This window comes from Amycolatopsis pittospori (assembly GCF_013870525.1).
GTDB classification, from domain to species: Bacteria; Actinomycetota; Actinomycetes; order Mycobacteriales; family Pseudonocardiaceae; genus Amycolatopsis; species Amycolatopsis pittospori.
This window is the reverse complement of record NZ_JACBXD010000051.1, coordinates 46,242-57,158: the sequence shown is the minus strand read 5'-3', so window position 1 is coordinate 57,158 and position 10,917 is coordinate 46,242. Positions and strand designations below refer to the sequence as shown.

Below are 10,917 nucleotides of genomic sequence, written 5' to 3'. Positions count from 1 at the left end.
CGGAGACGGCGGGGCGGCGGCGCCGGTGCGTCTGCACTCGGGTCGAAGACGGGCCGTTCACCCGTATGACGTGCGACGACGTCGGAAACGCTGATCCCGCCGTGAGTGTCCATCGACCGGCGGCGACCCCTGCGGCCGCGTTCACCGGCGCTTCCGTCCTTGTTGCCGTGGCGACCGGTCCCCGGGTTGTGGTGCTCGTCGGGCACTCGGTCTCCTCTCCAGTCATGGTCGTAGCTTTTTCGTTATCGTACGGACACCTCTGGTTCGTTACGACAACCATCCCGGAATTTTCTTCACCCAAGGTACCGAGAAGCGCCGAGCGGTCCATGCGATCGGGTGAGCGGTCCGAGTTAAAGCTGCGTTAAAAGGAGTGAAACCGCTACGTAGAGTGTGGCGATAACCGAGTGGGTGACTTAGCCGTGACTTAGCCCGCGGTCGGGCCGGAACGGGGAATCACCTGCGACGATTCCTTTTCGCGATAGGCCACTTTGTTCCGGCCTGCCCGTTTCGCCATATACAACAAAGCGTCTGCGCGGCGCAACTGCCGTTCCGGTTTCATCGGCTCGGAGCCGTTCTCGTGCGCGAGTCCCACGCTGATCGTCACCGACAGGCCGGTCCGGATCCGGGTCCACGGATGGCGGGCCACCCGGACGCGGGCGGTGTCGGCGATCCGCACCGCCCGCGCGGCGTCGACGTCCGGGATGACGAGCGCGAACTCCTCGCCGCCGTAGCGGGCACAGAACGCCTCGGCCGGCAGTCCCTGTTGCAGCAGGTCGGCGACCTCCCGAAGCACCCGGTCGCCGACCAGATGCCCGAAAGTGTCGTTGACCTCTTTGAACAGGTCCAGGTCGACCAGCGCGATCGCGAGTCCCGGCTCGCTTACCCGTTCGAAGTCCGGGCCGTGCAGCCACTGGTCGAGGTAGCGGCGGTTGAAGCTGGACGTCAGCGTGTCCCGCAGGCTGCCGGCGCGGGCGAGGTCGAAGGCGGATTTCAGGTGGTGGTACGCGCGCCGCCAGTCACCTTGGGTGGCGAGCACCCCGGCGATGGATTCGTGGAGGCTGAGCAGATCGGTACCCGGCGCGCCCGGTGGGAGCGCGGCCTCGTCGTCGGCTACCACGCTCACCTCCGCCACGAATTGGTTTTCGTCGTAAAGGAGGGATCTCTTGAGGTATCGGTACGGTCGGAAGTGAATATCGCTCAAGTGGACGACGGTTCCGTACCTTTGTCACGCACCGAAGTCCCGTTCTGTAAGGCTGAAAACGGCTCGACGTCTTTGAGCTGCGCAAACTGATCCTTTGCCCAGTAACTCACGTCAGTCACATCGTCATTCAGCAACAGTGCGTAATCATTCCAGTCGATCCAGCGCCACTCGCCCACCTCGTCGGGATGCGGCAGCGGATCTTCGTCGACCCAGGCGACGAAGACCGGGCAGAACTCGTTCTCGACGATGCCCTCGAACGGCGGCGTCCGATAGCGGTACGCCGGAAGGACGCAGCGGAGTCCGTCCAACCGGGGCAGACCGAGTTCGAACGCGGAGCGGCGCCGGACGGCCTCTTCGATCGGTTCCCCCGGCGCGGGATGCCCGCAGACACTGTTGGTCCATACCCGCGGCCACACCTTTTTGGACGCGGCGCGGCTGGTGATCAGCAGGGCCTGGTCACTGCGGCGCAGCAGGTAACAGGAGAACGCCAGGTGCAGTCGGGTGTTCTCGTGGTGGCTCGCCAGTTTGGGCGCGGTCTCCCCGGTCGGCACACCGTCCTCGGTCACATAGACGATGCGTTCGGTGTCCACTTCGGTCATGTTGTTCACCGGACCCACTGAACTACACGGCTCGCTGTAACCGGTACCGCGACCAGAGTTACCCCTGTTAGAGGGACGAAAGGTGCTCGACGAGCAAAGAAGTGACGGCCTCGGGCGCCTCTTCCACCACCCAGTGGGAGACGTCCTCGATCATTTCGAAGCGGTACGGGCCGGTGACCCGGTTCCCGGTGTCGAGCGCGGCCGTCGAACCGAAGGCGGCGTCCTCGGTGCTCCAGATGTAGAGCGTCGGCACCTCGATCGGCCCGATCTTCCCGCCGGGACGGCCGGCGCGGTACCAGTTGAGCGCGGCGGTCAGCGCGCCCGGTTCGGACAGTCGCCGGACGTACTCGTCGATCTTGCTCGGCGACACCTTCCAGTCGAATATGCGCCGCAACGCGTCGGCGTCGTTCTCGAGCATCCGCCGTTCGGTGACGCGGGTCTGCCGCCATTCGGTCATGTACCCCGAACGGAGGTGCTGGTCCTCGTCGGTCTTCATGGCCTCCGCGAGTGCGGCCGGATGCGGCGTCGAAATGACGGCGAGGCTGCGGAGCCTGGTCGGATGCGCGTCGGCCGTCCACCACGCCACCGCACCGCCCCAGTCATGTCCGACGAGGTCGAATTCCTTCCACCCCAAGCGATCCGCGATCGCGATGACGTCGCCCACGAGGTGGTCGATGGTGTACTCGGACGCCTGTTCCGGCCGGACGTCCGGCGAGTACCCGCGCTGATCCGGTGCCACCGCGCGATAACCGAGTACGCCGAGCGTCGCGACCTGGTGCTCCCATTCGACCGCCGCTTCGGGAAACCCGTGCAGCAGCAGGACCGGACGGCCGTCTTCGGGGCCCGCCGCGATGGCGTCGAAGGAACCGGCTTCGGTGGGAATGCTCAGCTGCTCGATCACGATCCGCACTTTACGTTGTGAGCTTTCGCGGCGGTTTCAAGCAGCCTTGAAATACCTTGCCGCCCCGCGATGACGAAGTGACACTTCGGAGCAAAGAATCCGATCACCTGGGGAGAATCATGCGCAAACCAGCTCGCGCCTTGGCGCTGGCCGTGGCCACGATGGCGACGGCCGCGAGCGTTTCCGCCGTGACGGTCGCTCCGGCGGCCGCCTACCCGTGCGGCTTCTACGCGGAACACGGCCAAGCGCTCTACGGACACTGCGGCGGGGCCACGTCCGTGATGCTCCGGGTCGAGGTCAACGAGAACCTCGCCCCGCCGTGGATCCGAGACCACGACCAATGCGTCGCCGGCGGAATCATCCCGCTCGGTGACTGGCCGATGATCTATGACGCCTGGGCCAAGTACAGCCCTTGCTGATCTGTCCGAACGCTCCCGCCGGATCTTCCGGCGGGAGCGTTTTCGGTCAGGCCGTCGCCGGTTCCACCGCGGTGTAGCGGAGGACGTTGCCGATCAGTTCCGTCTCCGGCCAGTCGACCACGGTGCTTTCGGGGAATCCCGGCAGTTTCAGGGAAACCGCGGACGGGACGACTCCGCCTTCCCAGCCGTGCTCCACCGTCCAATGCAGATGGATGACGGCGGGCTGCTCGGCGGTCAAGACCGTGTACGGCGTTTCAGTGCCTTCGTAGCGTGGTTCCGTGCCGAGGGACGTGCCTTCCTCGTCGAGGAACGTGACGTCGGACGGCGCTCCCCGCAGAGAACAGCTTCCGTCCGTCAGGCTGATCTTCAGATCCGCGTAGCGGTGGCCGAGGGCCGCCTCGACCGGTCCGAACGTGTAGGACAGGTCGCTCGCCTCGCATGGCGAGACTTCGGCCGCCGTCGCGGGCACGGCGAACAAGGCGCACGTGGCGGCCGCGGCGGCCACCCCACCCAGGAAACGGCGCGTGGTTGTCGTCATGTGGATTTCGATCCCCTTTCGTCTTCCTCTCGGAAGAAGACGCGGGACCGGCGGCGAAGTTGTTCTTCGCCGGAAACGGCTTACCCGCCGGAGTGCATGTCCTCGGCTTCGGGGACGCAGTCGTCGTCCGGGTCGTCGAGCCAGCCGTGCGGCAACGTGACCTTGCCCGGCGAACCCTGCCGCCCACGCGGCCCGGTCGCGGCGCTCGGGAACGGCGCGTCGTGGTCGAGCTGCGCGATGAGGTCGTCCAGCTGGGTCAGGCTGGAGAGCATCGCGAAGCCGCGGCGCAGTTCCGAGCCGACCGGGAAGCCCATGAAATACCAGGCCATATGCTTGCGGATGTCGCGCATGGCCTTGTCGTGGCCGTCGTGCTCGACGAGCAGTTCGGTGTGGCGGCGCAGGACCTTCGCGACCTCGCCGAGGTTCGGCGGCGTGGGCTGCGGGCGCCCGGCGAAGGCGGCTTCCAGCTCACCGAACAACCACGGCCTGCCCAGGCAGCCGCGTCCGACCACGACGCCGTCGCAGCCGGTCTCGTCGACCATGCGCAGCGCGTCTTCGGCCGAGAAGATGTCGCCGTTGCCGAGGACCGGGATGCTGGTGACGGCCTCCTTGAGCGCCGCGATCTTCGTCCAGTCGGCCTGACCGGAGTACCGCTGCGCGGCGGTGCGCGCGTGCAGACTGACCGCGGCCGCCCCCTCCGCCTCCGCGATACGCCCGGCGTCGAGATAGGTCAGGTGGTCGTCGTCGATGCCCACGCGGAACTTGACCGTGAACGGCACGCCCGCCTCGGCCGCCGCCTTCGCCGACTCGCGCACGATGTCGGCGAACAGCTTCCGCTTGAACGGCAACGCCGCCCCGCCGCCCTTGCGCGTCACCTTCGCCACCGGGCAGCCGAAGTTGCTGTCGATATGGTCGGCGAGACCTTCACCGGTGATGATGCGGACGGCTTCGGCCATCGTCTTGGGATCGACCCCGTAAAGCTGCATGGACCTGGGCTTTTCGTTCTCGCCGAAGGTCATCATGTGCATCGTGCCGGGGTGGCGTTCGACCACCGCGCGGGCGGTGATCATCTCGCAGACGTAGATGCCCGCGCCGTACTCCTGGCACAGCTGCCGGAAGGCGACGTTGGTGATGCCGGCCATCGGAGCGAGCACGACCGGGGGATCGACCTCGTAGGGGCCGATCTTCAGGCTGGGCTTGCTCAGGGTGGCTGTCACGTCCTCCATTGTCGCCTGTGGTGTCTGTCACTCGCAGGTGGGCCGGTCAGGACGACTTCGCCAACTGGCTGACGCGCTGGAACGACATTCCGAGAACCTCGCCCGCTTCGCGCTGCGAGACTCCGAGTGCGAGGAGCTCCTGCACCGCCGCGCGATGTTCGGCCGCCGCCTCGGCTTGCTTGCGCTGAGCCTCCTCGCGCAGGACTTCGGCGCGCGCCTGATGATCCGTCACCGAATTCGGCAGGTGCACTTCGAGGTGAAGGTCGTACTCGTCGCCGCGGACGTCCTCCATGATCTCGATGAGCTCACTCGCCATCGTCACGACGTCCTTGTAGCGGAGAGCCTGGGTCGAGCGGTCGATCTCGCGAACGCGGACGAGCCAAAACCTGCCGTCACGGGTGACTTCGGCGTGGTAGGTCTTCACTTCCTCCACCATCCTTTCCCGAGGACGTCCTCGCACTCCTTGAAGATGTCAACGGCGAAGATCTCCCCCAACTCGGTATGGCGCGGAATGGGTTGGCGCCTTCGCGCTCCAAGGCCCACACCGCATGTTGTCTCCTGGCGGCGACCGCGATCTTCTTGATGACTTCTCGTCTCTTCACCAGCTTATGTCTAGGGTTGGGTAGACGCAACCGTCAATGCCGGGCTAGACGGTTCGCGAAATGGATCTTCTAAGGGCGCTCCGCGTCTACGCGGCCAAGAAGACGACCTCGTAGGGAGCGACTGTGTGGATTTCGGGACGTCAGATGTCCCGAAATCCACACAGTGATCACGCGCTCACCCATCCCGTCCATTCATGCTCGGAGGAGCGCCGGAACCGGTCCCAGCGGTGATGATCTTGCAGGTCGCGACCACATCGTCATCACGATTGAGTAGTGCTACGGATCCGACTGGGGCCGGAAGGATCCATGCTGTTCGCCATGACCACCGATGGGGATGTGCTCCTCAGGCTCGCCGGGGAGATCGACGATCTTGGGGCCCGCCTCGCGCGGGTCGGGACCGAGCTGCGGACCGTCCAGGCCGACGCGGCGCCCGCGCAGGCCGAAGCGCCTCAGCAGGCACCCGAAGCGCGGCCGGAGACCGCCGCTCAGGAGGCGCCGCTGCCGACCGCCGAGCAGCCGACGCAGCCGCAGGCCGAGCAGCAGCCGCAGGCCCAGCAGCCGACACCCCAGATCCCGCAGCAGACCCCACCGCCGCAGGCCCAGCCGCAGCAGGCGTACCCGTACCCCCAGCACGCCCAGTACCAGCAGGCCCAGTACGCCCAAGCCCAAGCCCAGGCGCAGCGGCAATGGCAGCAGTACCAGCAGCACTATCGCCAGGGATATCAGCAGCAGTACCAGCAGCCGGGGCCGCCGCAGCAGCCTCACCAGCCGTACCGGCCCGTCCCCAAGGTGACGCTCGCCCAGAAGCTGAGCAAGGAAGGCGCGGGCAGCAGGCTGCTGGCCTGGATCGGTGGCGCGGTCACGTTGCTCGGCATCGTGTTGTTCCTCGTCCTGGCGATCCAGCGCGGCTGGTTCGGTCCGGGGCCGAGGGTGATCGGCGGCGCCGTGCTCGGGCTGGCGCTGGTCGGGATCGGGCTCCGGCTGCACCGCACGCCGGCGGGCCGCACGGGTGCGTTCGCACTCGCGGCGACCGGCATCGGGACGTTGTACCTCGACGCGATCGCCGCGACGACGATGTACGAGTTCCTCCCGGCCTACGCCGGTCTCGCGCTCGGGTTGCTGATCGCGGTCGGCGGGCTGTTGCTGGCCGTGCGGTGGAAGTCGTCGCTGCTCGCGACGGCCGTCGTGCTCGGTTGTGTGGTGTGCGCTCCGCTGATCACGCAGGGTTTCAAGCCGGAACTGGTCGCGTTCCTGCTGGTGGTCCAGGTCGCCTCGACGCCGGTGCAGTTGCGTCAGTCGTGGCCGTCGGTCGCGGTCGCCGCGGGGATCCCGCCGCTGGTCGCGTCGGTCTTCAGCACCGCGTTCGCCGGTCTCGGCGGCAGCACCGCGAACACCGCCGCCGCGCTGGCCGCGAGCGGTGCCGGTCTCGTGCTCGCCGTGCTCGTCACCACCAAACGGACCAAGGACGCCGCCGCGCTCGCCCTGCTCGGTGTCGCGCCGTTGCCGTCGCTGCTCGCCGCCTTGTTCCTGCCGAAGACGTCGGCCGTGATCGTCACCGCTTCGGTGGCGCTGGTGCTCCTCGCGGTATGGGCGGCCGGGCAGTGGCTCGACGGCTGGACGGGTGAACTCGCGGGTGCCGCGGGTCTCCTCGCGGCCCTTCAGACGACGATGACGCTCTTCGACGGCAGCGCCCAGTCGGCGATCCTGCTCGGCGAAGGTGTCTTGCTGGCACTGGTCGCGCTGTGGACGAAGAAGCACGTCGCGCTCTTCGGTGGGCTGGGCTTCGCGGTCATCGGCGGGATCATCGCGCTGGTCTTCGACGTGCCGCCGACGCTCTTCTTCCTGGTCAAGAACCGTCCGGACGCCGACCTCGCCGCCGCCTTGCTGGTGGCCGTCGCGATCCTGGCCGTCTCGATCACGCTTCCGTGGGTCGCGCACCGGCTCGGACTGTTCAAGGCGGCGTCGGAGAACCTGGTGCCGTGGCTCTTCGCCGGCGTCTGCGCCCTCTACGGCGCGGGTGCGCTGGTCCTGTGCGGCGCCCTGCTGGCCGTCCCGGGCCGCTCGGGCTTCCTGCTCGGGCACGTGGTGATCACGGTGTCCTGGACGGTCGCCGCGCTCATCCTCCTCATCCGAGGTATCTCGGTGGTCGGCCTGCGCGTGATCGGTCTGGTGCTGGTCGGCGCGGCGGTGCTGAAGCTGGTCCTGTTCGACCTCGGCGCGCTCGACGGCCTGGCCCGGGTCGCGGCCTTCCTCCTGGCCGGCCTGGTGCTCCTGGGCGCTGGGACCCGCTACGCGAAGCTCGTCGCGTCTCGCTGAGCAGGACAGGAAGAAAAACCCGCGGGTCGTGGTTGGTCGCTTTCATGAGCTATCAACCCGACCCGCGGCTGGCCGAACGGGCGAAGGAGAAGGTCGCCTGGCTGACCACGATCAGCCCGAAGGGCAGGCCTTCTCCCCGCCCGGTGTGGTTCGTGCTCGACGGCGACGACGTCATCGTCTTCAGCCAGCCCGACACCGCCAAGACCCGGCACATCGAGGCGAACCCCGAAGTCAGCCTCCACTTCAACAGTGACGAGCACGGCGGCTCGATCCTGGTGCTCGGCGGCAAGGCCGAGATCCTGCCGGACGGTGTCGCTTCGGAGCAGCCGGGTTTCCTCGCCAAGTACGAAGAGGACTATCCGGCGATCGACTACGACACCCCGAAGTTCGACCGGGAGTACAACGTCCGCATCAGGATCCGGCCGGAACGCACCTGGGGGTTCTAGAACCCGACGGTCACGCAGGCCAGCCGGGCTCCCGCGGTCCCGGCGTGGCCGGGGTCGGTGTGCGTATGCGTTTCGTGGATCACGATCGAGTTCGCCCGCCGCGCGCCGAACGTCCAGTCCACTTTGGACACGGCGACGCCGCGGCCGGTGGCGTCGGCGGTGAGGTCCAGCCAGATCTCGTTGCGGGGGTTGGCATAGGCCGGATCCACCGACGGCTTCACCGGGTCTTCGACGTTCTGGTAGTGCGGGCCGGCGAGGTCTCCGGTGGCACCACAGGGGTTCGTATGCGCGTGCGCGCCGTATTCGCGGCCGGGCAGCAGACCGGTCACGAGGACCGCGACCGAGGTTCCGGAGGCCTTCGAGGTGAGCCCGAAGACGTGCGCGCGGGCGCCGGGTGGGACCAACTCCGGTTTGTAGCTGGTAAGGCCGCTCTTGGCGGTGATGACGTGTACCCGGGATCCGGGAGTGGGGGCGGCCGACGCGGAGCCGGCGGTGACGGCCAGGGCGGCGGCGGACAGAGCGAGGGCGAGTGCGGGGACGGGGCGCATGTCCTTCTGCCTAGCCTGCGCGACGGCGGTCCCGCCAGAACGACCACTCGAACGGGTGTAGGAATTTCAAACCGATGGAACTATAAGTGCCTTCCATACCGTCCCTGCGGGCGGTGGTGTGGCATGGATTGCGGGTCAAGTGAGCACCAACCCTCCGGATCGCACCTGGCTGGTCGCGGTCGCCGCGGCGCTCTGGGGCACCGACGGACTTCTGCGTCTCCCGCTCGCCGAGGCGCTCCCGGCGGCCACGGTCGTCTTCTGGGAGCACCTGCTCGTGGTGCTCGTGCTGAGCCCGCTCATCCCGGGCGCGTTCCGGGCGCTGCGCCGGTGCGGCCCGCGGGAATGGCTGGCCGTGCTCGCGATCGGCGGCGGGTCGTCCGCGCTGGCGACGGCGATGTTCACCGCCGCCTTCAAACTGGGCGATCCGGTGACTCCGTTGGTGCTGCAGAAACTCCAGCCGGTGTTCGCGGTCCTCGCGGCGTTCTTCGTCCTCAGTGAGCGGGTGCGTGCCGGATACGCCTTCTTCGCGATCCCGGCTCTGCTGGGCGCTTGGCTGCTGGCGTTCAAGGATCCGCTGAACATCCAGCTCGCCGCGGCGAAGGCGGCGCTGCTCGCGATCGGGGCCGCCGCGTTGTGGGCGGCGGGCACGGTGCTCGGACGGTTGCTGTCCACCGAACTCGCGCCGAAGGAGGTGACCACGCTCCGGTTCACCGTCGGCCTTCCGGTCGCGGCGGGGATCGTGGCGTTCCAGGGCGGCGCGTTCGCGGTCGGCTGGGACAACGCGCTCGGACTCGGACTTCTCGCGCTGGTACCGGGTTTGCTGGCGTTGAGCCTCTACTACCTCGGTCTGCGGTCGACCCCGGCGGCCAGGGCGACCTTGGCGGAGCTGGCTTTTCCCGTCACGGCGGCGATTATCGGCGTATTGTGCTTGAACGCCGATTTGTCGGGTACCCAGTGGCTGGGCCTCGCCGTCGTGGTCGTCTCGGTGACTTCGCTCGGCTGGCATGAAAAAGTCAGGCGTCAACCGATGGTCTTGGAGCCGCCCAGTGGTCGAGCACACCGGAGAGACGAAGAACGAACGCCTGACCCGCAACGTCAATGAGCTCCTGCAAGAGCTCCGGGTCGCTCAAGCCGGGGTCCAGATCCTCTTCGGTTTCCTGCTCACGGTGGTCTTCACCGACGAGTTCCACGAGGCGAGCGGCTTCGAGAAGTCCGTTCACCTGACGGCGGTCCTGCTCACCGTGACCTCGACGGTGCTGCTGACGGCGCCGGCCGCGTGGCACCGGTTGCTGTTCCGCACCGGGAATCGTGAGCGGATCCTCACCGTCGGCAACCGGTCCGTCCTCATCGGACTCGGTTGCCTCGCCGCCGCGATCACGACGACCGTCGCGCTCATCGCGAAGGTCGTCTTCGGCCCGGCCGCGATGGTGGTCCTCGGCGTGGTGTCGGGACTGCTGTTCGTCGTGATGTGGTTCGTCGTACCGAAACGGATCGTCCGCGACGACGACGACACTGACTAGCGACGACACTGACTAGCGACGACGCTGACTAGCGCCAGGCGCGGACGGGAGTGCCCTCCGGCATGCCGAACGCGGCGGGCGCGATCGTCGCCGGGTCGTCCGGACCCGGGCCGTCGAGTACGCGCCGGGCGCCCATCCACGAGAACATCGCCTTGACCGACGGCGAGTAGGCCGCACCGTCCTTCGCGAGTTCCCGGTCGAGCACGCGGTAGCCGTCTCGGGCGTGTTCGACGAGGTAGACCATCGGCTGCCGGAATCCGCTGCCCGTGACGAGCCCGCCGCCCTGCGGCGCGATCTCGTCGCAGTTCGCGACCAGGCCGACCTTGACCCTGTCACCGTCCGGCCGGGTCTCGATCACCTTCCGCGTGCACACCCAGCGGACGCCGGACAGGCCGGAATCGGCGAGTACGCCGGTCCAGGTGTTGCCTCGAAGGTGCTCGTCGATCGACGGCAGCGCGTCGCGCACGACGGCGTCGTCCACCGTCGGCATCTCGTCCACGATCCACCAGGCGGCCGCGGCCACCACCACACCGACGGCGGCGAGCACCGGCCACCGCTTGACCCGTACGGGCGCTTCGGTTTCCCCCATGAGACGAAGTTACCGAGCGGG

The 10,917-nt window shown here is 67.7% G+C and carries 14 protein-coding genes; 5 read left to right on the top strand and 9 right to left on the bottom strand.

Going from position 1 to position 10,917, the window contains the following annotated elements; translation table 11 throughout:
• The 4 genes from H5J31_RS39615 to H5J31_RS25865 form a co-directional block, all read right to left on the bottom strand.
• Window positions 1-206: hypothetical protein (locus tag H5J31_RS39615; protein WP_207898787.1), on the bottom strand; the 206-nt coding region annotated here is incomplete at its 3' end.
• 218 nt (window positions 207-424) lie between these two features.
• The gene (locus H5J31_RS25875; protein WP_181775234.1) at window positions 425-1,132 is read right to left on the bottom strand and encodes a GGDEF domain-containing protein; all 708 of its coding nucleotides are present in this window, start codon (window positions 1,130-1,132) and stop codon (window positions 425-427) included.
• A 65-nt stretch (window positions 1,133-1,197) separates the two neighbouring features.
• Window positions 1,198-1,800: an isopentenyl-diphosphate Delta-isomerase gene (gene idi / locus H5J31_RS25870; RefSeq protein ID WP_207898784.1), complete on the bottom strand. Its 603-nt coding sequence runs from the start codon at window positions 1,798-1,800 to the stop codon at window positions 1,198-1,200.
• A 67-nt stretch (window positions 1,801-1,867) separates the two neighbouring features.
• Window positions 1,868-2,701 carry an alpha/beta fold hydrolase gene (locus H5J31_RS25865; protein ID WP_181775232.1) on the bottom strand — a complete coding sequence of 278 codons (834 nt, stop codon included), beginning with the start codon at window positions 2,699-2,701 and terminating at the stop codon, window positions 1,868-1,870.
• A gap of 119 nt (window positions 2,702-2,820) precedes the next feature.
• Between H5J31_RS25865 and H5J31_RS25860 the strand changes: the two genes are divergently transcribed.
• On the top strand, window positions 2,821-3,120 hold the full coding sequence (locus tag H5J31_RS25860; RefSeq protein WP_181775231.1) for a DUF6355 family natural product biosynthesis protein: 300 nt from the start codon (window positions 2,821-2,823) through the stop codon (window positions 3,118-3,120).
• A 46-nt stretch (window positions 3,121-3,166) separates the two neighbouring features.
• Here the strand turns inward: H5J31_RS25860 and H5J31_RS25855 are convergent, their stop codons facing one another.
• From H5J31_RS25855 to H5J31_RS25845, 3 genes are all read right to left on the bottom strand, one after another.
• A complete protein-coding gene (locus tag H5J31_RS25855) occupies window positions 3,167-3,658 on the bottom strand; it encodes a DUF4232 domain-containing protein (RefSeq protein WP_181775230.1) in 492 nt (163 codons plus the stop codon).
• An 80-nt stretch (window positions 3,659-3,738) separates the two neighbouring features.
• The gene (gene dusB / locus H5J31_RS25850) at window positions 3,739-4,884 is read right to left on the bottom strand and encodes a tRNA dihydrouridine synthase DusB (protein WP_181775229.1); all 1,146 of its coding nucleotides are present in this window, start codon (window positions 4,882-4,884) and stop codon (window positions 3,739-3,741) included.
• A gap of 37 nt (window positions 4,885-4,921) precedes the next feature.
• A complete protein-coding gene (locus H5J31_RS25845; RefSeq protein WP_181775228.1) occupies window positions 4,922-5,299 on the bottom strand; it encodes a HicB family toxin-antitoxin system in 378 nt (125 codons plus the stop codon).
• Window positions 5,300-5,783: 484 nt separating this feature from the next.
• Here H5J31_RS25845 and H5J31_RS25840 point away from each other — a divergent pair, with 484 nt between their 5' ends.
• Window positions 5,784-7,793, top strand: a complete 2,010-nt coding sequence (locus H5J31_RS25840) for a DUF2339 domain-containing protein (RefSeq protein WP_181775227.1) — start codon at window positions 5,784-5,786, stop codon at window positions 7,791-7,793.
• A gap of 44 nt (window positions 7,794-7,837) precedes the next feature.
• Entirely contained in the window at window positions 7,838-8,239 is a 402-nt protein-coding gene (locus H5J31_RS25835; RefSeq protein WP_181775226.1) for a TIGR03667 family PPOX class F420-dependent oxidoreductase, read from the top strand.
• On the opposite strand, the gene H5J31_RS25830 is transcribed toward H5J31_RS25835, so the two are convergent.
• The gene (locus tag H5J31_RS25830) at window positions 8,236-8,787 is read right to left on the bottom strand and encodes a superoxide dismutase family protein (protein ID WP_181775225.1); all 552 of its coding nucleotides are present in this window, start codon (window positions 8,785-8,787) and stop codon (window positions 8,236-8,238) included. The two genes, H5J31_RS25835 and H5J31_RS25830, sit on opposite strands and share 4 nt — an antisense overlap.
• 139 nt (window positions 8,788-8,926) lie before the next feature.
• Here H5J31_RS25830 and H5J31_RS25825 point away from each other — a divergent pair, with 139 nt between their 5' ends.
• Window positions 8,927-9,889, top strand: a complete 963-nt coding sequence (locus H5J31_RS25825; RefSeq protein ID WP_181775224.1) for a DMT family transporter — start codon at window positions 8,927-8,929, stop codon at window positions 9,887-9,889.
• A complete protein-coding gene (locus tag H5J31_RS25820) occupies window positions 9,834-10,307 on the top strand; it encodes a DUF6328 family protein (RefSeq protein ID WP_181775223.1) in 474 nt (157 codons plus the stop codon). Before H5J31_RS25825 ends, H5J31_RS25820 begins: the two co-directional genes overlap by 56 nt.
• Window positions 10,308-10,335: 28 nt before the next feature.
• Here H5J31_RS25820 and H5J31_RS25815 read toward each other — a convergent pair whose 3' ends face one another.
• Window positions 10,336-10,896: a hypothetical protein gene (locus H5J31_RS25815; RefSeq protein WP_181775222.1), complete on the bottom strand. Its 561-nt coding sequence runs from the start codon at window positions 10,894-10,896 to the stop codon at window positions 10,336-10,338.
• Window positions 10,897-10,917: the final 21 nt, after the last annotated feature.